Origin of the sequence: Mycobacterium sp. IS-1742 (genome assembly GCF_001500125.1) — a bacterium.
Classification (GTDB): Bacteria; Actinomycetota; Actinomycetes; order Mycobacteriales; family Mycobacteriaceae; genus Mycobacterium.
The window spans coordinates 19,491-44,908 of record NZ_LQIV01000011.1 but is presented as its reverse complement, the minus strand read 5'-3'; the positions used below and the strand labels follow the sequence as shown (position 1 = coordinate 44,908).

The following is a 25,418-nucleotide window of genomic DNA, read 5'->3' as shown; positions in this document are numbered from 1 at the left end:
GTGGGCGTCGATATAGTCGAACGTATGTTCGATACAGTGTTCGCGGGGCTCGCCGAGTCGGCGTTGGTCGCTGCGGTCGAGCAGGCCGCGCGGGAGGAGGCGCAGGCGGGGGCGCGCAAGCTGGCCGCGATCGCGGAGTTGGTGCACTCGACGGTGACTTTCGACGCGGAGCATGACGACTGGGTGTACGACTCCTGGGCTGCGGTCGCGTCCGAGGTGGGGGCGGCGTTGACCATCGGGCAGCGGCGGGCGTCGGGGCAGATGCGGATCGCGGTCGCGTTGCGCGACCGGCTACCCAAACTGGGGGCGTTGTATCTGCAGGGCCGGCTGAGTGCCCGACTGGTCTCGGAAATCACCTGGCGCACCCGCCTGGTCGACGACGAGCAGGTATTGGCGCTGCTCGATGCCGCGCTGGCCGAGAAGGCGCTGCGCTGGGGGCCGTTGTCGGAGCAGCGGTTGACGCGCGCCATCGACGCGCTGATCACCCGATACGACCCCGACGCGGTGATGCGGGCGAAGGAGGCCGTCAAGAAGCGGGACTTTCGGGTTGGGTCCTGTGAGGACCCTGACGAACTCGTCTCGGTCTACGGACACCTGCTGGGCTGTGACGCCGCGGTGCTCTCAGCGCGGATCGACGCGATGCTCAAAGGCCTCTGCGACAACGACCCACGCACGGTGCCTGAGCGGCGGTCGTGTGCGGTGGGGGCGATCATCCAGGGTCACGATCGGCTGCCGTGCCGATGCGGGGCACCCGCGTGCGCGGAATCGGCGCCGCCGAAATCCAATGTGGTCATCTCGGTGATCGCCGACCCGGCCGCAGTGGAGGCGGCCCAACAATTGATCGCCACCGAAGACCACGCCCAACACGAGAAGCGGGCAAAAGAACCTGAGATGTCTGAACCTCGGCCGTGCCCGCAGGATTCCGGCGTCGCGGTACTGCCCGGCGGGAAGGTGCTGCCGCTCGTGGCGTTGGCCGAGGCGATCCGCAACGGCGCGGCGATCAAACAACTGTGGCTGCCCGGACCGGATCCCGAACCGCACTACCGGCCCTCGGCCAAGCTGGCCGCGTTCGTGCGCGCCCGCGACCTGTTCTGCCGGTTCCCCGGCTGTGACGTGCCCGCCGAACGCTGCGACATCGACCACGTCGTGCCCTGGCCCTACGGGCCCACCCACGCCTCGAACCTGAACTGCAAATGCCGCACCCACCATCTGGCCAAGACCTTCTGGGACGGCTGGTGTGACGAACAGTTCCCCGACGGCACCGTGCTCTGGACGAGCCCAGCCGGGCAGCGCTACACCACCACCCCCGGTAGCCGATTGTTCTTCCCCACCTGGGACACCACCACCACCGAGCTACCGCCGCCGCCACAGCCACCGCCCGACCCCGACCGCAGCGCCAAGATGCCCAAACGACGACGCACCCGCGCCGCCGACTACACCGCACGCCTCAAAGCCGAACGCGACCACAACGCCGCACACCGAGCCGCTGCCCAACGCGACCGACCCCCACCCCACTAGGGCACCCCGGGAACCATCCCGGTGTAACGGATGGCGGGTGGCGGTGCACTACAGCGTGTACTGCACCGCCATTCGAGAGGAACGATCATGACGACCTTCACCGCACCCGCCACGTTGTCCACCAAAGTCCTGCCGGCCGTCGACCGGTTGGGCGCCCTACTCCCGCGCTATGGCCTCGTGGTCGTCATCGCGTGGATCGGGCTGATGAAGTTCACGGCCTTCGAAGCCAACGGCATTCAGCCACTCGTCGCGAACAGCCCGTTGATGAGCTGGGCCTACGCCATCTTCTCGGTCACGGCCTTCTCCGCGCTGCTGGGCGTAGTCGAGGTCGCGGCCGCGGTTCTGCTGGCGGTCAAGCCCTGGTGGCCGAGGATCTCCGCGATCGGCAGCGTCATCGCGATCGGACTGTTCGTCGCGACCCTGAGCTTCCTGTTCACCACCCCCGGCGTCTTCGAGGCCTCGGCGGGCGGCTTCCCGATGTTGTCGTCCACCGGTCAGTTCCTGATCAAGGACGTCGCGCTGCTGGGTGTGGCGGTATGGACGTTGGCCGATGCGCTGAAGCACCGGTAGATCGCCTGTCGAGCGCCTACGCTCTGCCCCAGATGACCCGCCAGGCAATCGACGAAAGCGACCTCATCGCGGCGTTACGCCACCGCGATGAGGCCGCTTTCGCCGAGCTGGTCGATCGTCACACCCCGTCGATGCTGCGGGTCGCGCGCGGCTACGTCCGGACGCACGAGACCGCCGAAGAGGTCGTTCAGGACACCTGGATCGCGTTGCTCAAGGGCATCGACGGATTCGAAGGCAGATCATCCCTGCGCACGTGGCTGTTCACCGTGCTGGTCAACATCGCGAAGGCACGCGGCATCCGCGAGAGCCGCGACGGCGCAGCCACACCCACGGTCGACCCGGCGCGGTTCCGGCCGACCGGTGACGAGTGGCCCGGCCACTGGCGCGAGCACGAGGTCCCCTCGCCATTTCCCGACACACCCGAGGGTTCGGCGCTCGGCCGAGAACTGACCGACGTCGCACGTCATGCGCTCGATGGACTTCCCGAGCGCCAACGTGTGGTCGTCACCCTTCGCGACATGCTGGGCTTCAGCTCCGAGGAAGTCCGCGATCTACTGGACCTGAGCGCGGCCAACCAGCGCGTACTCCTGCACCGCGGCCGGTCGGCCGTACGGCAGGTCCTCGAGGACTACATGAAAGACGTGACGTGACCACCGGAGCGATGAACTGCAACGAACTCGTCGAGCTCGTGACCGCCTATCTCGACGAGTCCCTCGACCACGAGACACGGGCCCGGTTCGACCTGCACCTGCTCGAGTGCGACGGCTGCACGAACTATCTGCAGCAGTTCCGGACCACCGTGTCGACCTTGGGGAAGGTCCCCGACGACGACCTCGATCCCACCTTCCGTACCCGGCTGCTCGATGCGTTCAAGGACTGGAGCTGAGCCGGTCCGATCGGCCGTGCGGCGCCCGCAGTCCGAGGGTGCGCCGCCCCGCCGCGATCAGCGCGTCGCGCAGGTCCGCCTCGTCGACGGTGCCGTAGTCGCCGCCCGCGGCCGACGCGATCCCCGACATCACCAGCGCGGCTTTCACCTGCCCGCCCAGGCCGGGTTCGAGCGCGGCGAACACAGCCATCTGACGGTCGACGACCGCGCTCCAGTCCGCGCGGACCCGCAGCAGAGCAGTGACGCCGGGGTCGCCGGTGAGCAGCGGGATCAACTCGCGGCGAGAGGCGGCCAGCGCGGCGTAGCCGGCGAGCAGGTGTTCGGCGCGTGCGCGGGGGCCCGAGCGGGCCTCGGCGGCGTCCAGGAGCGCGACCACCTCGGCGATGAGGGGTTCCATGACGGCGCTCAGCAGCTCGTCGCGAGTGCGGAAGTGGTGGTAGATCGCGGACTTCGTCAGGCCCAGCTCATCGGAGATCATCTGCAGTGAGGTGCCGGCCACGCTGTGCTGTTGGAAAAGCTCGATCGCCACGTCGATGAGGCGCTGCCGGGTCGGCCCGCCGGGTGTCTGACCGGTCACACCGGGCACCTTACCTGACCATTCGTACAGGAATCTGCTGTACGTTTGGTCAGGAGAGACGCGCCAGCCACGTCAACGAGGAGGACCATGTCCGTGGACTTCAGCTCCAGGGGCCGCACAGCATTCGACCTGACCGGCAAGGTCGTCGTCGTGGTGGGAGCGGGACAGAGCCCCGGCCCCGGCATGGGCAACGGGCGCGCCATCTCCATCCTGGCCGCGCGCCACGGCGCCGAGGTGGTGGCCGTCGACCTGAACCCCGCAGCGGTGAAGGAGACGGTCGAGATGATCGTCGCCGAAGGCGGCAGCGCGTACGCCGTCGAGGCGGATGTCGCCGACGAGGACGACTGCCGGCGCATCTTCGACACCGCGATGGCGACGAGCGGCCGGGTCGACGGCATGGTCTACAGCGTGGCGACCAATCCGCCGTTCGACCTCGAGACGAACTCGATGACCGTCGAGAACTTCAACCACGGCATTAACGTCAACATGCTCGGCTGCTTCCACTGCAATCTCTTCGCCGCGCAGTGCATGGAGCGCAACGACGGTGACACCACGGGCAGCATCGTCAACATCTCGTCGATCGCAAGCGTCAAGAACGAACTCGGGTTGAACATCGGCATCATGCCCTACGCACTGGGCAAGAGCGGGCTGAACCAGATCACCGAACTCACCGCCGTGCAGTACGCCGCGGCGGGCATCCGCGTCAACACGCTGATGCTGGGTCCCATCAACTCCGTTCTGGCCAACCGGGATTCGCAGTCGCTGTTCGGCCTGGACGCCGACGAGGCGACGGCGCGGCACAACGAGGTGGTCAAGCTCAAGATGGGCCGCGGCAGCGTGTGGGAGAGCGCCTACGCCGCGGTGTATCTGCTCGCCGACGAGTCGCGGTTCATGACCGGCCAGCAGATTCGGCTCGATGGGGGCGCAACTCTGGTGCGGTGACCGGCTCGACGGTGAACTCCACCCCGTACTGGTTCAGCGTCACCGGCAGCGGTTCGTCCGCCGACAGCTGCGGCGTCGACGACAGCCGGAAGTCCAGACCGCTCAACAGATTCGCCAGCAGCGTGCTCGTCGCGAAAAGGACCAGATTGCGTCCCGGGCACTCGGCGGGGCCGGCGGAGAACGGCACCAGCTGCGGGTAGGAGCGGGCGCGTCCGTCGAGCCAGATGTCGGGCACGAAATCATGCGCGAACGGCAGCAGGTCGGGGTCGCGGTGGAACGCGGGGGTCACAACCATCACCCCGGCGCCCTTCTCGATGGTGATCGCACCGTCACGCCACGTGGTGCGCTCGGTGGTGTCCCGCAGGATCGTCGGCGTGGTCGGCCACAACCGCACCGACTCCAGCACGCACGCGCGCAGGAACGGCCGCATCCGCAGCTGATCCGGTTCGGCGGCGTCCTCGATCGCCCGGACCATGGCCACGGAATGGGTGGCCAGTGCGGCCAGCGCGCGCAGCTGCGCCATCCCCGCCGCGTCGAAGGCGAACAACCACTGCGGCAACTGGCCCACCGGGTCCACCGCACCGCAGGTGGGCACCTCGGCCACCGCGGCCGCCAGCGTGCCGATCTGGGGGTCCTCGACATACTCGTAGAGCCGCTCGAGGAACTTCGCGCGCTTGCGGTAGTGCGGTAGCGCCAGGAACGACCAGTTCCCCGCCCTGCGCAGCCGGAGCAGGGCATCGGTGATCTCGTCGTCGTCGCGGGCACGGTCACCCAGGGCTATCCGGCGAACGATTCGCCACCACGCGGCCATGAACTGATCGGCGTCCATGGTGCCGCGCGCGGCCACCGCGCTCACCAGCTCGCGCGCCTCAGCGGTGATCACGTCGGCGAACGCGCCGGCGAGCCGGTGCATCTCGGCACCCGAGTCGAGCGCCGAGTCGTTGAGGACACGTCGCTGCTGACGGATCGGGCCCTGCGAGATCAGCACGCCGTGAGGCTGGAACCACTCGAGGGCCTTGCGCTTCTCGCGGTTGGCCGGGTGGAACGGGTCGGGCGCTCCGGCGAGGACGCGGCCGACGTCGTCGGGGTCGAGGACCACCACCATGCGCCGGCCGGGAAGCACCAATTCGACGGGACCCGCGCCGAACTCCTCCCGCAGCTGCCGCATCCGGCGCACCGCCCTGGCGTCGGCCTGCACGGTCTCCAGTGCCCGGACTGCGGGTTTGCGCCGTGCGATCACCCCGGCGGCGATCGACGCCGAGCCCAGGTCGGCCAGCGTCGCAGCGGCCCTCGCCCCCGTCAGTCGATGCGCGCGCGCTCCCATGAACTCGCATTTCCCCGGCCCGCACCCTGCCAAACTGCACGCATGCCCGAGTTCGAGACGCTGCTCTACCGCACCGACGCCGCCGTCGCGACCATCACGCTGAACCGGCCTGATCACCTGAACACGATCGTGCCGCCGATGCCCGACGAGATCGAGGCCGCGATCGCGCTCGCCGAGCGGGATCCGCAGGTCAAGGTCATCGTGCTGCGCGGTGCGGGCCGCGCGTTCTCGGGTGGCTATGACTTCGGCGGCGGGTTCGCGCACTGGGACGAGTCGATGAACAGTGACGGGCACTGGGACCCGGGTAAGGACTTCGCGTTCGTCACCGGTCGCGCGACCGCACCGACCGGAAAGTTCATGGCGATCTGGCGGGCGTCGAAACCCGTCATCGCGCAGGTCCACGGGTGGTGTGTCGGCGGCGCGAGCGATTACGCGCTGTGCGCCGACATCGTGATCGCCAGCGACGACGCGGTCATCGGCACGCCGTACGCCCGGATGTGGGGCGCCTACCTGACCGGGATGTGGCTCTACCGTCTGAGCCTGGCCAAGGTGAAGTGGCATTCGCTGACCGGTGAACCGCTGACCGGCGTGGAGGCCGCGGCGGTCGAACTGATCAACGAGTCGGTGCCGTTCGAACGGCTCGAGGCGCGGGTGGCCGAGGTGGCGGCGAAGCTGACCCGAATTCCGTTGTCCCAGTTGCAGGCTCAGAAGCTGATCGTCAATCAGGCCTACGAGAACATGGGGCTCGCCTCCACGCAGACCCTCGGCGGCATCCTCGACGGGTTGATGCGCAACACCCCCGAGGCGCTGGAGTTCATCGCGACGGCAGAGTCGCAGGGCGTCCGTGCCGCGGTCGAACGGCGCGACGGTCCGTGGGGTGACTACAGCCAGGCGCCGCCGCACCGGCGCCCGGACCCGTCACACGTGATCGAACCCTGACGGGGTGCGCCGCAGACCCCCGAGCATCGAGACCACCACCCCGGCGGCCACGAGCGCCGCTCCGGCGGCCAGTGTCAGGTTCAGCCAGTGGTGCAGGCTGTCCTCGGCGTGCAGGACCATCTCGTCGGCGATCCGGCGGAAGTTGCCCTCGGTGCGGTTGAGCGCGTCGTCGAGGTAACCGTCGGCCACCTCCAGCCCCGCCCATCCGGCGGCTCCGACCAGCAGCGCCGAAACGCCAAGTGCCGCCAACCCTTTGCCCCGCCGGCGCGAACTCGCCAGGGTGAGCAGCGCGCACACCGCCGCCAGCACCGCGACCCCGGTGCTGACCCACGGCCCCCACGTCGCCACGGCCTGCAGACGGCCCGGCCGCAGTTCGGGCGACGGCACGGTGACCGGGACCATCAGCGTGTCGGGCACATCGAGGTCGAGGTTGCCCAGCGTCGCCGCCAGCGACGAATCCGACAGCATCGGCGCGATGTCGATCAGCCACTGATCGTCATTGTTGGCCTGCGGAATGTCGTCGGAGAACATCCAGCGGTGCGCGATGCGGTTGGCCTGCGCGAACTGCCCGGGAAAGCCGGAGTTGCCGGTGTAGGCCGACGTGACCTGGTGCACCAGCGTCTCGTTGAGGCCGTACCCGCGGTCGGCGGCGAGCGCGGTGATCTGGTTCGTGAGTTCGTCGGCCATCGCGTCCCGCAGGCGTGTGTCGGTGGCCGCCGACTCGGCGAGGTCGGCGTACCCCTGTTCACTGACGAGGTGCTGCTGCGCCCACACCGCGGGCACGGCGACAGCCAGCAGCACCGTCGTCAGCAGCCACAGCAGGGCTGTCAGAACGAACCGCACGCGGTGGGACCGGCGCCCTACTTGGCCATGCGGCGGGGACGGATCAACGCGAGCTTGGTCATCATCGTGTTCATCCGCTTGAGCGCCTTGGGCGAGTTGTCGTAGTAGTTGCCGCCGGCGCCGACGTTGGTCCGCGGCGCCACCACCGTCTCGATCCGGCAGTACTTGCGCAACCCTTCGGGCCCACCGAACCGCGCGCCGATGCCCGAGGTCTTCCAGCCGCCCATCGGCGCTGTGGTGCACATCAGGTTGGAGATCACGTCGTTGACGTTGACACCGCCGCACTCCAGCTGCAGCGCAACGGATTTCGCGCGCTCGATGTCCCTGGAGAACACCGCGGCCGACAGGCCGTAAGGGCTGTCGTTGGCCAGGCGGACGGCCTCCTCCACCGACGCGACCTTCATGATCGGCAGCGTGGGGCCGAAGGTCTCCTCGGTCATACAGGCCATCGAGTGGTCGACGTCGACGAGCACCGTCGGCTCGTAGAAGCTGCCCGGGCCGCTGCGCCGTTTCCCGCCGGTGAGCGCCTTGGCGCCCTTGGCTATCGCGTCCTCGACGTGGCGCTCGGTGACCGACACCTGACCGTCGTCGATGAGCGCCCCGACGTGGTTGCCCTCCCCGGCGCCCATCTTGAGGTTCTTCACGTCGCGGACGACGGCGTCGACGAACTGGTCGTAGACCGACTCGAGGACGTACACCCGCTCCACCGACACACACGTCTGGCCGGCGTTGAACATCGCACCCCACACCGCGGCGTGCGCGGCGAGATCCACGTCGGCGTCCTCGAGCACGATCATCGGATCCTTGCCGCCGAGCTCGAGGCTGACCGGGGTGAGGCGGCGCGCGGCGCGTTCCATCACCTTGGCGCCGGTGGCGCTGGATCCGGTGAACTGGATGAACTCGGAGTTGTCGATGACCGCCTCGGACACCTCGCGGGCGCCCTGTGCGAGCGCCAGAACCTCGGGGGCGCCGGAGTCCTGCCAGCCGCGCAGCAGCAGTTCGGCGGTCAGCGGGGTGCGCTCGGACGGCTTGAGCAGCACCGCACACCCGGCGGCCAGGGCGCCGATCGCGTCCATCAGCGCGTTGGCGACGGGGTAGTTCCACGGCGCGATGATCCCCACCACCGCCCGCGGCCGGTAGTGCACGCTGATCTTCTTGATCGCCAGGAACGGCAGTGCGGCCGGACGCGAATCCGGCGCCAGCGCCTTCTCCATGGTGCGGATGTAGTACGAGGTGATCATGAGGATCAGCGGCACTTCCTGGGCCGCGTCGACGGCGGACTTGCCGGTCTCCTTGATCAGCAGGTCCTCGATCTCGGCGCGGTGCTCGCCCAGCCACACCGCGTAGCGGGCCAGCACTTTGGCACGGCCCTTCGCCCCGCGGGCCTCCCACTCCTTCTGGGCGGTCCGCAGCCCGGCGGCGATCCTGGGCACGTCGGCGGGATCGGTCCAGCGCACCTGCCCGGCGACGGCGCCCGTCGCCGGATTGCGGATGGTGCTGTTCTCGAGCGCATCAACTTCTGGCGTCGCGGTCATAGGGCTATGTTAACCACCCACTGTGACGCAGGTCGCACCGGGGTTGACACCTGTCAAGTAACGCGCAGGGGTGTGCGGGTGACCAGGCGGGCGGCCGCCGCGACATAGGCGCTGCCGAGCAACAACGCGCCGACGGTGTCGGTGAAGTAGTGGAACGACATCCCGACCAGCACCATGCCGACCACGACGGCCACCGCCGCGGCCACGACCGCCCACAGCCGGCCACCGGCCACGAGCACGACCATCCCGGCAACCACCACCAGCGCCGTGATGTGTCCGCTGGGGTAGGCGAGCTCACCGTCGCGGGTGCGGCCGAAGACGCGCTTGAGCAACTGCGCGGAGACGACGGCCACCGGCGGGCACAGCGCCGCCAACACGGCCAGCCGCCACCGTCTGCGCCACAGCGCGTAGGCCACCGCGGCGCCGAGCACCGCCACCTGAACCGGCGCCTCCACGAACGTCAGCAGCCGGTCCGGTGCGTCGACAGCCAGCAGTCGGCTGTCGAACGGCGTGGAACCCTTGCCCACCAGCCAGCCGAGCGCGAACAACCCGGTGACGGCGACCGCCGGCCACCACTGCAGCGCAGTCCTCATCTCAGCGTGAGATGCCCTGGATGTAGGCGGCCTGACCGAGGTGCTGGGCACAGTCGTCGATGATGCTGACCAACCGGGCGCCAGCCGTGACCGGCGGGTCCCAGCGGCGGTCGACGATCTCGGCGAGGTCCTCGGGCGTCACGGACGCGATGTAGGCCAACGTCATCTTGTGCACCGCGGAGTAGTAGCCGGCCAGCAGATCGGCCGACACCCGCACCTTGCCGACATCGTCGGGGCGGTGGCCGTAGCCGGTGTCCTCGCGCGGCAGGTCGAGGGCGAACTGGTCGACCCAGCCTTCCCGGGTCCACACCTGTTCGACGCCGGCGATCTCGCAGAGCTGGGCGTCCTGGACCCGGGCGCTGTGCCACAGCAACCACGCGATGCTGTTGGCCGTCGCGGTAGGACGGTAGAGCGCCACCTCGTCGGTCAGGTCGTCGGTGAGAGCCTCGACGTGCTCGATCAGGCGGGTGAACGAGTCACGCAGCAGTTCGCGGGCGGCGGCCGCATCCGAGTCAGGCATACCGCCAACCTACCCAGCGAAGGTCAGGTCCGCGGGCCGCCGCCGTGGAAGACGGCCTCGACGTTGTTGCCGTCCGGGTCGCGGACGAATGCGCCGTAGTAGTTCTCGTGATACTCCGGCCACAGCCGCGGCTCGTGCAGCGGTTCGGCGCCGAGCGCCAGCGCGGTGCGATAGAACGCCTGCACGCTCTCGGGGTCCTTGGCCGCGAACCCGACGTGGATCTCGCGGTTCGGCCCGGGCACGTTGCCCGCGTTCATGTCGGCGATCCAGAAATCGGGATGGCCCTCGGTGCCGTAGCCGACGGCCACCCCGAAATCCATCTGGCGCGTGTAGCCCAGGACGCCGAGCACCTTGTCGTAGAACTCTTTTGACCTGTCGAAGTCGGCGCAGTTGATTCCGAAGTGATCGATCACCTCGTCACCGTACATTCGGGGTATGACATTCGATCTCGTCATCCGCAACGGCACGATCGTCGACGGCCTCGGCGGTGAACCGTTCGTCGGCGACGTCGCGGTGCGCGACGGGGTGATCACCTCGGTCGGCGCCGTCGACGGGCCGGGTGAGCGGGAGATCGACGCCACCGGCCTGCTCGTCACACCCGGTTTCGTCGACCTGCACACCCACTACGACGGGCAGGCCATCTGGTCGGACCGGATGACGCCGTCGTCGGCGCACGGGGTGACCACCGCGGTGATGGGCAACTGCGGGGTGGGTTTCGCGCCGTGCCGGCCGGAGGACCACGACGTGCTCGTCGACGTGATGGCCGGCGTCGAGGACATCCCCGGGGTGGTGATGGTCGACGGGCTGCCGTGGGACTGGGAGACCTTCCCGCAGTACCTCGACGCGGTGGACGCGCGCGCCCGCGACATCGACGTGGCGGCGTACCTGCCGCATTCGCCACTGCGGGTGTACACGATGGGCCGGCGGGGTGCGGACCGCGAACCGGCGACCGACGAGGACCTGGCGCGGATGCGGTCGCTGGCGAAGGAGGCGGTGCAGGCGGGTGCGCTCGGGTTCGCCTCGTCGCGGTTCGCACTGCACAAGACCTCGAGCGGATCGCCGATCCCGACCTACGACGCGGCGCAGGCCGAGATCGCGGCGATCGCCGCGGGAGTGGCCGACGGCGGCGGCGGGCTGCTGCAGTTCGTCCCGGACATCCCTGCCGGTGGGTATGAGACCGTGCTGCGGCAGGTGTTCGAGGTCGCCGCGGACGTCGGGCTGCCGGTGACGTTCTCGCTCCTCACCGGCAACACCGGCGATCCTGTCTGGCCGCAGGCGATGAACCTGGTCGAGAAGTTCAACTCCGCGGGCGGATCCGTCACCGCGCAGATGTTCCCCCGGCCGATCGGCATGGTGATCGGCCTCGAGGTGAGCGGCAACCCGTTCGTCATGTACCCGAGCTATCAGGAGATCGCCGGGCTGCCGCTGGCCGAACGCGTCGCCGAGATGCGCAAACCCGAAGTGCGCGAACGCATCCTGAACGACACGCCGTCGAATCCCGGACATCCGCTGATGTTCATGGTGCAGGCGTGGAACTGGATCTTCCCGCTCGGCGACGACCCCGACTACGAGCCGGCCGCATCGACCTCCATCGCGGCCCGCGCCGCGGCGCGTGGGGTGAGCCCGGTCGAGGAGGCCTACGACCGGCTGCTCGACGACGACGGGCACGCCATGATGCTGCTCGCACTGGGCAACTACGAGAACAACTCGCTCGACACGGTGGGGCGACTGATGCGCCGCGACGACGTGGTGCTGGGCCTCGGCGACGGTGGCGCGCACTACGGGATGATCTGCGATGCAAGCTTTCCCACGTTCGTACTGGCGCACTGGACGCGGGACCGGTCGGCCGGCCGGTTGTCGGTGTCCGAGGCGGTGCGGGAACTGACGTCGGTGCCCGCGGGTGTCGCCGGGCTGGCCGACCGCGGCCGCATCGCCGTCGGGTACAAGGCCGATCTCAACGTCATCGACCACGCCGCCCTGCGCCTGCACAAACCTGTTGTCGTGCATGACCTGCCCGCCGGGGGCAAGCGACTCGACCAGACCGCCGACGGCTACGTCGCCACCGTCGTCAGCGGCGTCGTGATCGCGGAGCGGGGTGTGCCGACCGACGCGCGGCCGGGGAGACTGATCCGCGGACGGCAACCGGCGCCGGCCTAGTGGACGCGCACCCCCGCGACTGTGCGGTTTCATACGCGACGCGCCGGGGTGGGGGTATTGATCCGCACACTCACCACGTCTTCGGGCATCCACGCGATACGAGCGCGGCGCCGACCTGGTCGAGAAACCACCGCCTGCGGGTGTGCAGGATGCCGCTGATCAGCCTGACGTCGATCCATCCCATCTCCGCCAGTCGGGTGTATCGCACGACGTCACCGGACCGCTGCTTCGCGTCCGTCCAGTGATGCGCGCCTTCGAAATCCACGCCGACGAGGTACTCCGGCCAACCCATGTCGATGCGCGCGAAGACGTATCCGTGCTCGTCGCAGACCCGGATCTGCGTCTGCGGCGGCGGGAACCCGGCCTGCACGAGGATGAGTCGGGTGAGGGATTCGTAGGGCGACTCTGCTCCCCCGTCGACCAGGGTGAGCGTCTCACGCAATTGTCGCAGTCCACGGACGCCGGGATGCCGCGCGATCACCGCCTCGACATCGGCGATCTTGACGTCAGTGGCGTTCAGCAGCGCGTCGATGCGTTGCACACCCTCGTTCAGCCCCAGGCGTCTCCCGAGATCGAACACCGTGCGGCTCGCCGAGGTGACGGGCAGCAGGCCGACAGTTCGGACCTCCTCGGGCGCAAGCGTTTCCGTGCGGACCACGACGCCGGCGGGCGGACGTCGATTGGTGTGGACGAGCTCGACAGGCGCGCCCGGTTCGATCCACTTGGCACCGTGCATCGCCGACGCCGCCAGTCCCGCGACCACCGCTCTGCGGCCGGACCAGAGCCACGCCGCGTGAGCGAGTTGATCCATCGACAGGTCGCTGCCGCGGAGCACCCACACGCCGGGAAAGTCCGCGTGATGGAACCGCCGCAGTTCCCGAAAGGTGAGGAGGCCGTTGTCGAGCGCCTCGCGTGCCAGGAACGGGCCGTTGACCTGTTGCATGGCCGGACGGTCTCAGCGGCCCCCGACGATTTCCGGTACTCGCCGCCGAGTTATCCACAGCCCACGGGCGTCGAGTGTGCGGATCGATACGCCCGTCGCGGCGGGTTGCGGATGAAACCGCACACTCGGCGAGGGCGACCGGCAGACACGGAAAAGCCCGGCCCCGCGAACGGGACCGGGCCTTCTCCAGAAAGGACTTAGAAGTCCATACCGCCCATGCCACCGGTCGGGTCGCCGGCGGGTGCGGCGGCCTTCTCCGGCTTGTCGGCGACGACGGCCTCGGTGGTGAGGAAGAGCGCCGCGATCGAGGCTGCGTTCTGCAGCGCCGAGCGGGTCACCTTCACCGGGTCGGCCACGCCGGCCTTGAGCAGATCCTCGTACTCACCGGTCGCGGCGTTGAGGCCGGTGCCGGCGGGCGAGTTGGTGACCTTCTCGGCGACGACGCCGGGCTCGAGGCCACCATTGAAGGCGATCTGCTTGAGCGGAGCCGACAGCGCGACACGCACGATGTTGGCACCGGTCGCCTCGTCACCGCTGAGGTTGAGCTCCTCGAGCGACGGGGCGGACTGCAGCAGAGCCACGCCGCCACCGGCGACGATGCCCTCCTCGACGGCCGCCTTCGCGTTGCGGACGGCGTCCTCGATGCGGTGCTTGCGCTCCTTGAGCTCCACCTCGGTGGCAGCGCCGGCCTTGATCACCGCAACACCGCCGGCCAGCTTGGCCAGGCGCTCCTGCAGCTTCTCGCGGTCGTAGTCCGAGTCGCTGTTCTCGATCTCGGCGCGGATCTGAGCCACCCGGCCCTGGATGGCCTCGGCGTCGCCGGCACCCTCCACGATCGTGGTCTCGTCCTTGGTGATGACTACCTTGCGGGCCTGGCCCAGCAGCGAGATGTCGGCGGTCTCCAGGGACAGGCCGACCTCTTCGCTGATGACCTGACCACCGGTGAGGATGGCCATGTCCTGCAGCATCGCCTTGCGGCGGTCACCGAAGCCCGGGGCCTTGACGGCGACGGACTTGAAGGTGCCACGGATCTTGTTCACGACCAGGGTCGACAGGGCCTCGCCCTCGACGTCCTCGGCGATGATCAGCAGCGGCTTGCCGGATTGGATGACCTTCTCCAGCAGCGGGAGCAGATCCTTGACGGTCGAGATCTTCGACGACACCAGCAGGATGTAGGGATCCTCGAGGACCGCTTCCTGACGCTCGGCGTCGGTGACGAAGTAACCCGAGATGTAGCCCTTGTCGAAGCGCATACCCTCGGTGAGCTCGAGCTGCAGGCCGAAGGTGTTGGACTCCTCGACGGTGATGACACCCTCGTTGCCGACCTTGTCCATGGCCTCGGCGATCAGGTCGCCGATGGACTGGTCACCGGCGGAGATGCCGGCGGTGGCCGCGATCTGCTCCTTGGTCTCGACCTCCTTGGCCGACTTCAGCAGCGTCTCGGTGACCTTCTCGACGGCCTTCTCGATGCCGCGCTTCAGACCGAGCGGGTTGGCACCGGCGGCCACGTTGCGCAGACCCTCGCGGACGAGCGCCTGGGCGAGCACGGTGGCGGTGGTGGTGCCGTCGCCTGCGACGTCGTCGGTCTTCTTGGCGACCTCTTTGACCAGCTCAGCGCCGATCTTCTCGTACGGGTCCTCCAGCTCGATCTCCTTGGCGATGGACACGCCATCGTTGGTGATCGTGGGGGCGCCCCACTTCTTCTCCAGAACGACGTTGCGACCCTTGGGGCCCAGCGTCACCTTTACCGCGTCGGCGAGGGCGTTGAGGCCCCGCTCGAGGCCGCGACGGGCCTCTTCGTCGTACGCAATTGTCTTGGCCATTGCGAAGTGTTTCCTCCGATAACGGATGCACGTTCTCGTCGGTCGGATCCAGTGCCCGCGACGGACGGCTTGGGTGTGCCCCGCAGGTGCGGACCCTCGCCTCACCGTCCCGACCTAGCACTCGCCGGTCGCGAGTGCCAATTGCATTCTTAGCACTCGGTCAGGGAGAGTGCAAGGCAGTCTCGCGGGTCAGCGCCCGGCCCGCAAACCATCCGTCACCACGGCCGTCGCCCGCTCGGCGACATCGGCGTCGTACGCCCCGATGGCCTGACACCCGACCAGGATCGCCTTGAGTTCGCCGACGCCGATGTCGGCGCGAACCGTGCCCGCCCGCTGAGCGGCCGCCAGCAGCTCGCCGAGCAGCGCGCGGGCGGCGGCGTCGGCCTCCGGCGCGACGGTGTGCACGTCGATCCCCCACCCCGCCAGCCCATCGATCAGCACGCGGTCGGAGGCGCCCCATTCCAGCGCGATCGCGCGCAGGAACGCGAACAGCGCCTCGCCCGGGTCGCCCGACTCCAGCAGCCGTCTGCCGAGGTCGGCCATCTCCTGCAGACGGTGCTCCACGACGGCGGTGTAGAGCGCCTCCTTGGTCGGGAAGTGGCGGTAGATGGTTCCCGCGCCGACGCCGGCCCGCCGGGCGATCTCGTCGACCGGAACGGTCAGCCCCTCGGCCGCGAACGTCTCGTAGGCGACCCGCAGCACGCGGTCGCGGTTGCGTGCGGCGTCCGCCCGCAGCGGTCGCGGCCTCGCGGCGTTCTCGGCCATATCCCTCCGCTCGTTCGGGAATCATTGAAACGGAGCGATCGTTCCGTATAGTGACAAGCAACCGGAGCGCACGCTCCGCTTCAAGTGTAGGAGGAACCCATGGCTTCATCCTCTCGGTGGACCGCCGACCAGATCCCCGACCAGTCCGGTCGCACCGCGATCGTCACCGGTGCCAACACCGGCCTCGGGCTGGCCACGGCCGAAGCCCTCGCCGGTCGCGGCGCGCAGGTGGTGCTCGCCGTCCGCGACACCGAGAAGGGCAGGCAGGCCGCCGACGAGATCACCGCCGCCCACCCGGACGCCACCGTCACCGTGCAGAGCCTCGACCTGGGATCGCTGCGCTCGGTCCGCGCGGCAGCCGAGACGCTCAAGGCCCAGTTCCCGCGGGTCGACCTGTTGATCAACAACGCCGGCGTGATGTACCCGCCGAAGCAGACCACCGAGGACGGCTTCGAGCTCGCCTTCGGCACCAACCATCTCGGCCACTTCGCGCTGACCGGCCTGCTGCTCGAGAACCTGCTGGCGACTCCGAACTCGCGAGTCGTGACGGTCAGCAGCGTCGGGCACCGCATCCTCGCCGAGATCCACTTCGACGACCTGCAGTGGGAACGCAGCTACAACCGTGTCGGCGCGTACGGACAGTCGAAGCTGGCCAACCTGCTGTTCACCTACGAGCTGCAGCGACGGCTCGCCGGCCGGGACACCATGGCGCTCGCCGCGCACCCCGGGGTGTCCAACACCGAGCTGATGCGCCACCTCCATCTGCCGTCGGCCTTCAACCCGCTGATCGGCCTCCTGACCCAGAGCCCCACCATGGGGGCACTACCGACGCTGCGGGCCGCCACCGACCCGAACGCGCGGGGCGGGCAGTACTACGGCCCCGGTGGACTCGGCCAGACGCGTGGATACCCGAAACTCGTCGAGTCCAGCGACCAGTCGCACGACGAGGAGTTGGCCCGCCGGCTGTGGGCGGTCTCCGAAGAGCTCACCGGGGTGACGTTCCCGGCCTAGTCTCGGTCGTGTGTCGCTGGTCGTCCCGCCCTATCCGCCGCCGCGCTACACCGCCGACGAACCGGAGGTGAGTGCGTGGCTCAAGCGCGGTGACTCGCCGCCGGACTACGACGCCTTCGGTCACGTCCAGTACCACTACCTGGCGAACCAGCGGGACACCGGCGGTGACTACGGCCTGTACCGGGTGCAGATCGCGCCGCGGGGCGGCGGCCCCGGTCCGCACTACCACCGCGGGATGTCTGAGGCGTTCTACGTCCTGTCGGGCATGCTGTCGCTCTACAACGGCACCGAGTGGGTCGACGGGAACGCCGGAGACTTCCTCTACGTGCCACCGGGCGGCATCCACGGTTTCCGCAACGAGGCCGACAAGCCGGCGTCGGTTCTCATGCTGTTCGCGCCGGGTGCGCCGCGCGAGCACTACTTCGAGGGGCTCGCCCACCTCGGCGAGCTCACCGACGAGGAACGCCGGGAGTGGTTCGTCAAGAACGACAACTACTTCGTCGAGTGAGCCAGTCGCGCCGCGAGATACGGTGCGGTGCGGCTGCATTCGGCCCGACTCACCTCGTGCGGGGTGCCCGCGGCGACCACCCGCCCGCCGTCGGCCCCCGCACCCGGTCCGAGGTCGACGACCCAGTCGGATCCCGCGACCATCCGCATGTCGTGTTCGGCGACGACGACGGTGTTGCCCGCGTCGACGAGGCGGTGCAACTGCGCGTCGAGCAGGTCCACGTCGGCCGGGTGCAGGCCGGTGGTCGGTTCGTCCAGCACGTAGAGCGTGTGGCCGCGTTTGGGCCGCTGCAGCTCCGACGCCAACTTGATGCGTTGCGCCTCACCGCCTGACAATTCGGTGGCGGGCTGGCCCAGCCGCAGGTAGCCGAGCCCGACCTCACGCAGCGTCGCCAGGCTGCGCGAGGCGCCCGCGATGTCGGCGAAGAACTCCAGCGCCTCGTCGACGGTCATCGCCAGGACGTCGGCGATCGTGCGGCCGCGATAGCGCACCGCCAGCGTGGCCTCGTTGTACCGCGCGCCGCCACAGGTCGGGCAGGTGGCGTATGTCCCTGGCAGGAACAGCAATTCAACCGACACGAACCCCTCACCCTGGCAGGTCGGGCAGCGGCCCTCGGCGACATTGAACGAGAACCGGCCCGCCGTCCAGCCCCGTCGGCGTGCCGTGGGCGTCGCCGCGAACTCGCGCCGGACGGCGTCGAAGAGTCCGGTGTAGGTGGCCAGCGTCGAACGCGGGGTCCGTCCGATCGGTCGCTGGTCGACGGCCACCAGACGGGTGATCGCCTCGACGCCCTCGGCGCTCACCCCGATCGACGCATCGTGGTCGAGGTCGACGATCTCGGCGTCCGGATCGTCCCCGTCGGCGTCCGAATCCGCTTGGAAGGCGGCGCGTCCCAATTGACGGTTGACCACGTCGCCGAGCACCTTGACCACCAGTGTCGACTTGCCCGAACCCGACACCCCGGTGACCGCGGCGAAGACGCCGAGCGGCAGGTCGACGTCGAGGCCGCGCAGATTGTGCGACGTGATGCCGCGCATGCGCAGCCAGCCCGACGGCGCGCGCGGCGACCGCGTCGCGGTCGGTGCGGTGTCGAACAGGTATCTGCCGGTGACCGATTCGCCGACTTCGGCGAGACCGCCGACGGGTCCGCTGTAGATCACCCGGCCGCCGAGCTCGCCGGCGCCGGGGCCGACGTCGACGATCCAGTCGGCGCGCCGCACCACATCCATGTCGTGTTCCACGACGAACACCGAATTCCCGGCCCGCCGAAGCCGATCCAGGACCTCGAGCAGCGGCTCGGCGTCGGCGGGGTGCAGACCGGCGGACGGTTCGTCGAGGACGTAGAGCACCCCGAAGAGCCCCGCGCGAAGCTGGGTGGCCAACCGGAGCCGCTGCAGTTCGCCCGGTGAGACGGTGGGGGTGCGGCGGTTCAATGTCAGATACCCCAGCCCCAGGTCGATGAGCACCTGGATACGGGCGACGAGGTCAGCGGCGATCATCGTGGCCACCTCGGTCAGCTCACCGGACTCCGTCGATTCGAACGCAGGCGCCGCATCGGTTCGCGCGGCGACCGGGCGGAGCGCGTCGGCGAGTCGGGCCAGCGGCATCGCCACGTAGTCGCCGATGGTGCGGCCCGCGAAGGTCACCGTCAGCGCCTCCGGGCGCAGCCCCGACCCACCGCACGTCCCGCACTCGACGGTGTTCACGTACTGCAGCACCCGGCGGCGCATCGTCGCGCTCTGCGAGTTGGCCAGGGTGTGCCGGACATGGCGTTCGGCACTCGAGAACGTCCCGTTGTAGTAGTAGTCGGCGGTGACGGGGTGGCTGCCCGGATCGATCTCGACGGTCGGCTGATCGTCGGTGAACAGAATCCAATTCCGCTGGCGCTTCGGCAGTTTGTGCCATGGCCTGTCGATGTCGTAGCCGAGCGTGATGAGGATGTCGCGGAGGTTCTGCCCCTGCCACGCCCCCGGCCACGCCGCGACGGCGCCCTCCCGGATGGTCAGCGACGGGTCGGGTACCAGCGTCTGCTCCGTCACCTGATGGATCCGGCCGAGCCCGTGGCACTCCGGACAGGCGCCGACCGCGGTGTTCGGCGAGAACGCGTCGGAGTCCAGGCGTTCGGTGGCCCCGCGCGGGTAGGTGCCCGCGCGGGAGAACAGCATCCTCAGCAGGTTGGACAGCGTCGTGACAGTCCCCACCGTCGACCGCGACGTCGCGGTCCCCCGCCGCTGCTGCAGTGCCACCGCGGGGGGCAGTCCGGTGATGTCGTCCACCTTCGGCGCACCGCTCGGCAGCAGCAGCCGCCGCGCGTACGGGGCCACCGACTCGAAGTACCGCCGCTGCGCCTCGGCGTAGATCGTCCCGAACGCCAGGGACGATTTGCCGGACCCGGAGATCCCGGTGAACGCGACGAGCGCGTCACGCGGTGCGGCAACGTCGACGCCCTTGAGGTTGTGCACGCGTGTCCCGAACACGCGCACGAGCGGATCGTGCTCGTCCGCCTGCTCACCGATCGCCGTCATCGTGCGCAGAAGAGTACCCACGATGCGGTCGGCCGGCACCACGTTTGCTGCCGCCCCGCGCCGGGTCCCGGAGGGCGGCGGACCGGGTGAACGCGGACATCCACCGAGGGCCCGGCCGCGGGCGCCGGGCGACACACCGTCTGTCCGGCGACGCGCCACGCGGATGTGCGCGCCCGGAATCCGTTGCGCTAGGCTGCTGTCCGATCAGTGAGGAGTCTTTGGGTGCGGGCTTATGCAGCGCCCGACACCCAGGCTTTGCGTGGCTGGCAGCGTCGGGCATTGGTGCGGTATCTTGCCGCCAGGCCGCGCGACTTCCTGGCCGTCGCCACCCCCGGTGCTGGTAAGACCACGTTTGCCCTGCGCATCGCCGGTGAGCTGCTCCCCGTCGACACCGTCGAACGTGTCACCGTGGTGGTGCCGACCGAGCACCTCAAGATCCAGTGGGCGCTGGCCGCCTCCCGGGTGGGCATCGCGCTGGACCCGAAGTTCAGCAACTCCTCGGCGCAGACGTCGTCGGAGTACCACGGCGTCGCGGTGACCTACGCCCAGGTGGCCAGCCACCCGACCCGGCACCGGGTGCGGACGGAGAACTACCGCACCCTGGTCATCTTCGACGAGATCCATCACGGCGGGGACGCCAAGACGTGGGGTGAGGCGATGCGCGAGGCGTTCAGCGACGCCACCCGCCGCCTCTCGCTCACCGGGACCCCGTTCCGCAGCGACGACAGCCCGATCCCGTTCGTGAACTACGTCCCGGACGCTGAAGGTTTGCTGCGCTCGGAGTCCGACCACACCTACGGGTACGCCGACGCGCTGGCCGACGGGGTGGTGCGCCCGGTGATCTTCCTGGCCTACTCCGGTGAGGCGCGGTGGCGCAGCAGTGCCGGGGAGGAACACGCCGCCCGCCTCGGCGAACCGCTGAGCGCCGAGCAGACCGCGCGGGCGTGGCGCACCGTGCTCGACGCGAACGGGGAGTGGATCCCCGCGGTCCTCAAGGCCGCGGACACCAGGTTGCGCCAGCTGCGCGACGGCGGGATACCGGATGCCGGGGCGATGATCATCGCCACCGACCAGACCGCCGCCCGCCAGTACGCGGCGCTGCTGACGAAGATGACCGGCCAGGCGCCGACCCTGGTGCTGTCCGACGACCCCGGCTCGTCGGCGCGGATCGCGGAGTACGCGGCAGGCGACACGCCGTGGCTGGTGGCGGTCCGGATGGTGTCCGAGGGCGTCGACGTGCCGCGGCTGGCGGTCGGCGTCTACGCCACCAGCGCATCGACCCCGTTGTTCTTCGCGCAGGCGATCGGGCGTTTCGTGCGGTCGCGGCGCCCCGGGGAGACCGCCAGCATTTTCGTGCCGTCGGTGCCGACGCTCCTCGAGCTGGCCAGCCAGATGGAAGCCCAGCGCGACCATGTGCTCGGCAAACCCCACCGCGAGTCGATGGGCGACGAGGAACTCGTCGAACGCCGCCGCACCGAGCCCACCGAAGAGGATCGCGGGTTCGAATCGCTGGGCGCCAGCGCGGAACTGGACCAGGTCATCTTCGACGGCGCGTCGTTCGGCACCGCCACCCCGGCGGGCAGCGACGAAGAGGCCGACTACCTCGGGATCCCTGGACTGCTCGACTCCGACCAGATGCGAGATCTGTTGCGGCGCAGACAGGAGGAGCAGCTGACCAGGCGCACCGCCTCGGGCGAGCCGCCGCCGGTCACACCCTACGGCCAGCTGCGCGAACTGCGTCAGGAACTCAACACGCTGGTGTCGCTGGCGCATCACCGGCTCAACAAGCCGCACGGATGGATCCACAACGAACTGCGCCGCATCTGCGGTGGGCCGCCGGTGGCCGCAGCGACGTCGGATCAGTTGCAGGCCCGTATCGCGGCGGTGCGCACGCTCAAGGCCTGACGGGTCAGGCGTCCGTTGACGATGTAAGCAGTCCGCTCCGCAGTGCTGTCACCGGTCTGATCGAGAACTAGAGTCGTTGTACGCGCAATCCGGGGGTACGCGATGAAAACGGTTGTCCGCACGGGGTACCGGCCATGGTCACGCTGGATGAATTCTCGCGCCTAGTCTCGGCGATCCACGACGCCGCGGTCACGCCCGAGCACTGGGTGGACGCGATGGCCGACATCCGGCACACGCTCGGCGCGGTCACCGGGGCGATGCTGATCGCCGAGGACGTGGGGCGCAGCGCCGAGCGGGCCAGCCTGCCACCCGACGCCCACCGCACCTACCGCGAGTACTACCACCGGATCGACTACGTGCTCGAGACCGTGGAGCGGGGTCCGGTCGGACTGATCCACAGCGGGCGGCAGCTGGTCGACCTCGACGAGCGGTCCGAGTTCAACGGCGACTGGATCCAGCCCAACCACATGGACGACGGGCTGTTCGTCCGGCTGACCGGGGACGACCACCCCGCCTGTTTCATCGTGGCCGACCGGCGGCGCGACGAACCGTTCGTCACCGCCGAACGGGCCGAACTCGTCGCCGCCCTGATCCCCCACTTCCAGCAGGCGCTGCGCACCGAGAAACACCTCGCCGAGCTCAGGCGCGACACCGGTGACCTCGCCGGGGCGATCGACAGCATGCGCCAGGCGGTCCTGGTCGTCGCCGCCGACAGCGTTGTGCTGTACTGCAATTCGACCGCATCGATGCTGTTGCGCCGCGCCGACGGCCTGACGGTCCGGTCCGGTCGGCTGCGCGCCTTCCGCTCCGATGCGGACGCGGCCCTTCAGCATGCGGTGTATGACGCGCTGGGCATGGGCGACGGCGGTGCACGCACCGGTGCGTCGGTGCTGTGTCCGCGCCCGTCGGGCAGACACGCCTTCGTCGCTCACACGTTCCCGTTTCCGGCCGGTGGAGAGCGCGTGTGGGCCGAGCCGCGAGCCCTGGTCGTCGTCGTCGATCCCGACAACCGGCCGCAGCCGCCGAAGGAGATGCTGCGCAATCTCTTCGGTCTCACCAACGGTGAGTGCGACGTCGCGCTGCGGGTCGCGGGCGGGCAGGGGCTCACGCCGATCTCCGAGGAGTTGTCGGTCTCGGTCGCCACGGTCAAGACCCACCTGCAGCACGTCTTCGACAAGACCGACACTCACCGTCAGGCCGAGCTGGTCCGTCTCCTCACCGCGCTGCTGCCGTGAGGGCGGATTCACTGCCGCCCGCCGCGGACGCGCGGCGGCGCTGCCCCCGCGCCACCCTGGCCAGCGTCGCCGGATGCACCAACTGTGCGGGCGGCGCGACCATCCCCACGACGCGCAGGAAGTCCAGTGCCACCACCGCATCGGTCTCGGCGGCGCGCAGCACCCGGTCGGTGTAGGCGTTGGTGAGCCGCATCGACATCGACGGCCTGCCCTGCACTTCCGGCAGGGCCAGATCGCTGCCGACCGCCGTCTGCCAGGCCACCCGGATCGTCTTGGCGGCCGCGCGGTGGAAGCGGCGCGGAAGGTCGGCGTCGCCGGCGCGCAGACAGTCTCGCAGGACCGTCGCCTCGATCGCGGCGACCGTCATGCCCTGACCGTAGATGGGGTTGAAGCTGCAGACGGCGTCGCCGAGGACGACGAAACCCGCGGGGAAGCGCTTGAGCTTGTCGTAGCGGCGCCAGCGGTTACTCGGATACTGGTGCACCCGGACACCGCCCAGCGGTTCGGCCGCCCGCGCCGCGGCGAGCGCGTACGCCGGAGCGATCCCCTCGCCGAAGTCGAGGAGTTCGGCCGGGGTGCTCGGCGGGCGGACCGGTCCGAGGGTGCCCGCGGCGACCAGCCAGTCGTCCCGCTCGCACCGGAACATGACGAACCCACGTGGGCGTCCCGGCTCGAACATCCGGATGATGAGGTTCTGCCGCAGCGTATCCGGCGGAATGCGCACCGGCATGCTCGCGTACGCGACCCGGATGACCAGCTCCTCGACCTCGGGTCGCTCGTAGCCGAGTTCGGCCAGCAGGGCGGGGGTCCGGGACCCGCGTCCGGACGCATCGACCACCAGATCGGCGGGAAAATCGGTTGTGGGACCGTCGATCTCGCTCACCCGCACACCGGTGACACGGGACCCTGAGCGCAGCAGCGTCTCGACCCGGTGCCCGTCGACGATGTTCACCTGGGGCAGGGCGCACACCCGGCGCCACACCTGGTGCTCGATCATCGGCCGGCTCGCGTAGTGCTGCACCAGGGTCTCGGGCCTCGGCAGCCTGCAGGTGTTCAGGATCACGTGGCCGGCGAAGCTGATGTCGAACTTCGACATGTCGCCGTCGTCCCAGCGGTGGGCGCCCGCGGCGACCAGGTCGTCGAGGTATCCCGGGAACAGTTCGTCGAGGATCTGCGCGCACCGCGCGAGCAACGCGTGCGGTTGGCAGCCCTGCGGTACGCCGCGGCGGGCCACCGGTTCGTCGACCAGCCTGTCCCGTTCGACCACGGTGACCCGGTCGTAGTAGTCGGTGAGCACCCGGGCGGCCAGGAGCCCGGCCATGCTCGCCCCGCACACCACTGCGTGCTCGCCGATTCTGGGCATGGCCCATCCCTCCCCGTCATAGGTGTCGGGATCGACCCAACCATCTCGCGGGGTGGCGCGCCTCAACCGAACGGTTGAGATGTCCTGGCGCAGCGGGCAACCGACGGCGGCCTCACAGGCCGAGCAGTCCGGGCAGATCGGCCACGGAGTCGATCACGTGGTTGGGCTGCATCGCGAATTCGTCCGCGGCCCAACGGTCCAACGTGTCCTGTCGGAACTTGCCGGTGCGCACCAGCACCCCCGTCATCCCGACCACCTGACCGGCCAGCACGTCGTTGTTCAGATCGTCGCCGACGATGTACATCTCGTCGGGGTCGACACCGAGGCGGCCCGCGGCGGCCAGGAATCCCTCGGGTGCGGGTTTGCCGACCGCCGTCGCCTTGCGACCCGACGTCTCCTCCATCCCGATGAGGTACATCCCGGTGTCGATCCGCAGCCCGTCGGCGGTGTTCCACGATGTGCTGCGGTGCATGGCGACCACCGGCACACCGCGCGCCATCCAGTCGTAGACCCAGCTCAGCGTCAGGTGGTCGTACTCCGGGCCCGCACCACCGAGCAGCACCACATCCGGTGGCTCGGGGACGTGGTCGGGGCCGAATTCACCGGCGTACACCAGGTCGACGCCGGGCATGTCCTCGCCGATCCTGCCGCTGTTCACCAGGAAACACCGGGCGCCCGGGTAACGGTCGCGGACGTACTCGGCGGTGAGCACCGCGGCGGTGATCACCTCGTCGGCGGTGACCTGCATCCCGGCGTCGACGAGCAGGTCGGCGATCTGCCTGCGGGTCTTGGTCGTGGTGTTCGTCAGATAGGACCGCGCGACCTGATGTTCGGCGAGCACCCCCAGGGTCTCGGCCGCACCCTCGATCGGCCGCCACGACGTCACCAGCACGCCATCGATGTCGAAGAGCACCCCACCGATCGCCATGCGCCGAC

The 25,418-nt window shown here is 69.4% G+C and carries 24 protein-coding genes; 11 read left to right on the top strand and 13 right to left on the bottom strand.

Annotated elements, in window-relative coordinates:
• The first annotated feature begins 24 nt into the window (after positions 1-24).
• The 4 genes from AU196_RS08250 (at position 25) to AU196_RS08235 (ending at position 2,974) form a co-directional block, all read left to right on the top strand.
• Positions 25-1,518, top strand: a complete 1,494-nt coding sequence (locus AU196_RS08250) for an HNH endonuclease signature motif containing protein (protein WP_059094624.1) — start codon at positions 25-27, stop codon at positions 1,516-1,518.
• An 87-nt stretch (positions 1,519-1,605) separates the two neighbouring features.
• Positions 1,606-2,088 (top strand): YkgB family protein, encoded by a 483-nt coding sequence (locus AU196_RS08245; RefSeq protein ID WP_059094623.1) that lies wholly within the window; start codon positions 1,606-1,608, stop codon positions 2,086-2,088.
• 32 nt (positions 2,089-2,120) lie between these two features.
• Complete coding sequence (locus AU196_RS08240) at positions 2,121-2,738, top strand: RNA polymerase sigma factor (protein WP_059094622.1); 618 nt, start codon at positions 2,121-2,123, stop codon at positions 2,736-2,738.
• A gap of 11 nt (positions 2,739-2,749) precedes the next feature.
• Entirely contained in the window at positions 2,750-2,974 is a 225-nt protein-coding gene (locus tag AU196_RS08235; protein ID WP_059094690.1) for an anti-sigma factor family protein, read from the top strand.
• On the opposite strand, the gene AU196_RS08230 is transcribed toward AU196_RS08235, so the two are convergent.
• Entirely contained in the window at positions 2,958-3,551 is a 594-nt protein-coding gene (locus tag AU196_RS08230; protein WP_059094621.1) for a TetR/AcrR family transcriptional regulator, read from the bottom strand. The two genes, AU196_RS08235 and AU196_RS08230, sit on opposite strands and share 17 nt — an antisense overlap.
• 87 nt (positions 3,552-3,638) lie before the next feature.
• Here AU196_RS08230 and AU196_RS08225 point away from each other — a divergent pair, with 87 nt between their 5' ends.
• A complete protein-coding gene (locus AU196_RS08225) occupies positions 3,639-4,493 on the top strand; it encodes an SDR family NAD(P)-dependent oxidoreductase (protein WP_059094620.1) in 855 nt (284 codons plus the stop codon).
• Here AU196_RS08225 and AU196_RS08220 read toward each other — a convergent pair.
• Entirely contained in the window at positions 4,441-5,817 is a 1,377-nt protein-coding gene (locus AU196_RS08220; protein WP_059094619.1) for a cytochrome P450, read from the bottom strand. The two genes, AU196_RS08225 and AU196_RS08220, sit on opposite strands and share 53 nt — an antisense overlap.
• Positions 5,818-5,859: 42 nt before the next feature.
• Here AU196_RS08220 and AU196_RS08215 point away from each other — a divergent pair, with 42 nt between their 5' ends.
• Positions 5,860-6,756, top strand: coding sequence for a crotonase/enoyl-CoA hydratase family protein (locus AU196_RS08215; RefSeq protein ID WP_059094618.1), 897 nt, complete (start codon positions 5,860-5,862; stop codon positions 6,754-6,756).
• On the opposite strand, the gene AU196_RS08210 is transcribed toward AU196_RS08215, so the two are convergent.
• From AU196_RS08210 to AU196_RS08190, 5 genes are read right to left on the bottom strand one after another with little or no spacing between them, the layout of a single operon-like run.
• Positions 6,736-7,599 (bottom strand): hypothetical protein, encoded by an 864-nt coding sequence (locus AU196_RS08210; protein ID WP_059094617.1) that lies wholly within the window; start codon positions 7,597-7,599, stop codon positions 6,736-6,738. The two genes, AU196_RS08215 and AU196_RS08210, sit on opposite strands and share 21 nt — an antisense overlap.
• 17 nt (positions 7,600-7,616) lie before the next feature.
• Positions 7,617-9,134, bottom strand: a complete 1,518-nt coding sequence (locus AU196_RS08205; protein WP_059094616.1) for an aldehyde dehydrogenase family protein — start codon at positions 9,132-9,134, stop codon at positions 7,617-7,619.
• Positions 9,135-9,187: 53 nt separating this feature from the next.
• A complete protein-coding gene (locus tag AU196_RS08200) occupies positions 9,188-9,727 on the bottom strand; it encodes a phosphatase PAP2 family protein (protein ID WP_059094615.1) in 540 nt (179 codons plus the stop codon).
• A 1-nt stretch (position 9,728) separates the two neighbouring features.
• Positions 9,729-10,247: a mycothiol transferase gene (locus AU196_RS08195; RefSeq protein ID WP_059094614.1), complete on the bottom strand. Its 519-nt coding sequence runs from the start codon at positions 10,245-10,247 to the stop codon at positions 9,729-9,731.
• A 23-nt stretch (positions 10,248-10,270) separates the two neighbouring features.
• Positions 10,271-10,660: a VOC family protein gene (locus AU196_RS08190; protein WP_059094689.1), complete on the bottom strand. Its 390-nt coding sequence runs from the start codon at positions 10,658-10,660 to the stop codon at positions 10,271-10,273.
• A gap of 22 nt (positions 10,661-10,682) precedes the next feature.
• Here AU196_RS08190 and AU196_RS08185 point away from each other — a divergent pair, with 22 nt between their 5' ends.
• Positions 10,683-12,404: an N-acyl-D-amino-acid deacylase family protein gene (locus AU196_RS08185; protein WP_059094613.1), complete on the top strand. Its 1,722-nt coding sequence runs from the start codon at positions 10,683-10,685 to the stop codon at positions 12,402-12,404.
• A gap of 70 nt (positions 12,405-12,474) precedes the next feature.
• Here the strand turns inward: AU196_RS08185 and AU196_RS08180 are convergent, their stop codons facing one another.
• From AU196_RS08180 to AU196_RS08170, 3 genes are all read right to left on the bottom strand, one after another.
• Entirely contained in the window at positions 12,475-13,347 is an 873-nt protein-coding gene (locus tag AU196_RS08180; RefSeq protein ID WP_059094612.1) for a putative endonuclease domain-containing protein, read from the bottom strand.
• A 197-nt stretch (positions 13,348-13,544) separates the two neighbouring features.
• The gene (gene groL, locus AU196_RS08175) at positions 13,545-15,170 is read right to left on the bottom strand and encodes a chaperonin GroEL (RefSeq protein WP_059094611.1); all 1,626 of its coding nucleotides are present in this window, start codon (positions 15,168-15,170) and stop codon (positions 13,545-13,547) included.
• A 189-nt stretch (positions 15,171-15,359) separates the two neighbouring features.
• Positions 15,360-15,935 carry a TetR/AcrR family transcriptional regulator gene (locus AU196_RS08170; protein WP_059094610.1) on the bottom strand — a complete coding sequence of 192 codons (576 nt, stop codon included), beginning with the start codon at positions 15,933-15,935 and terminating at the stop codon, positions 15,360-15,362.
• A gap of 99 nt (positions 15,936-16,034) precedes the next feature.
• Here AU196_RS08170 and AU196_RS08165 point away from each other — a divergent pair, with 99 nt between their 5' ends.
• Positions 16,035-16,946 carry an SDR family NAD(P)-dependent oxidoreductase gene (locus AU196_RS08165; protein WP_059094609.1) on the top strand — a complete coding sequence of 304 codons (912 nt, stop codon included), beginning with the start codon at positions 16,035-16,037 and terminating at the stop codon, positions 16,944-16,946.
• 10 nt (positions 16,947-16,956) lie between these two features.
• Positions 16,957-17,454 (top strand): cupin domain-containing protein, encoded by a 498-nt coding sequence (locus tag AU196_RS08160; protein ID WP_059094608.1) that lies wholly within the window; start codon positions 16,957-16,959, stop codon positions 17,452-17,454.
• On the opposite strand, the gene AU196_RS08155 is transcribed toward AU196_RS08160, so the two are convergent.
• A complete protein-coding gene (locus AU196_RS08155; protein ID WP_059094688.1) occupies positions 17,439-19,979 on the bottom strand; it encodes an excinuclease ABC subunit UvrA in 2,541 nt (846 codons plus the stop codon). The genes AU196_RS08160 and AU196_RS08155 overlap by 16 nt on opposite strands.
• A gap of 222 nt (positions 19,980-20,201) precedes the next feature.
• On the opposite strand from AU196_RS08155, the gene AU196_RS08150 reads away from it, so the two are divergent.
• Entirely contained in the window at positions 20,202-21,884 is a 1,683-nt protein-coding gene (locus tag AU196_RS08150; protein WP_059094607.1) for a DEAD/DEAH box helicase, read from the top strand.
• 134 nt (positions 21,885-22,018) lie between these two features.
• On the top strand, positions 22,019-23,119 hold the full coding sequence (locus AU196_RS08145) for a helix-turn-helix transcriptional regulator (RefSeq protein WP_059094606.1): 1,101 nt from the start codon (positions 22,019-22,021) through the stop codon (positions 23,117-23,119).
• Here the strand turns inward: AU196_RS08145 and AU196_RS08140 are convergent.
• Together AU196_RS08140 and AU196_RS08135 are read right to left on the bottom strand one after the other, a co-directional pair.
• Positions 23,100-24,482 (bottom strand): FAD-dependent oxidoreductase, encoded by a 1,383-nt coding sequence (locus AU196_RS08140; RefSeq protein ID WP_059094605.1) that lies wholly within the window; start codon positions 24,480-24,482, stop codon positions 23,100-23,102. The two genes, AU196_RS08145 and AU196_RS08140, sit on opposite strands and share 20 nt — an antisense overlap.
• A 112-nt stretch (positions 24,483-24,594) precedes the next feature.
• Positions 24,595-25,410, bottom strand: a complete 816-nt coding sequence (locus tag AU196_RS08135; RefSeq protein ID WP_059094604.1) for an HAD-IIA family hydrolase — start codon at positions 25,408-25,410, stop codon at positions 24,595-24,597.
• Positions 25,411-25,418: the final 8 nt, after the last annotated feature.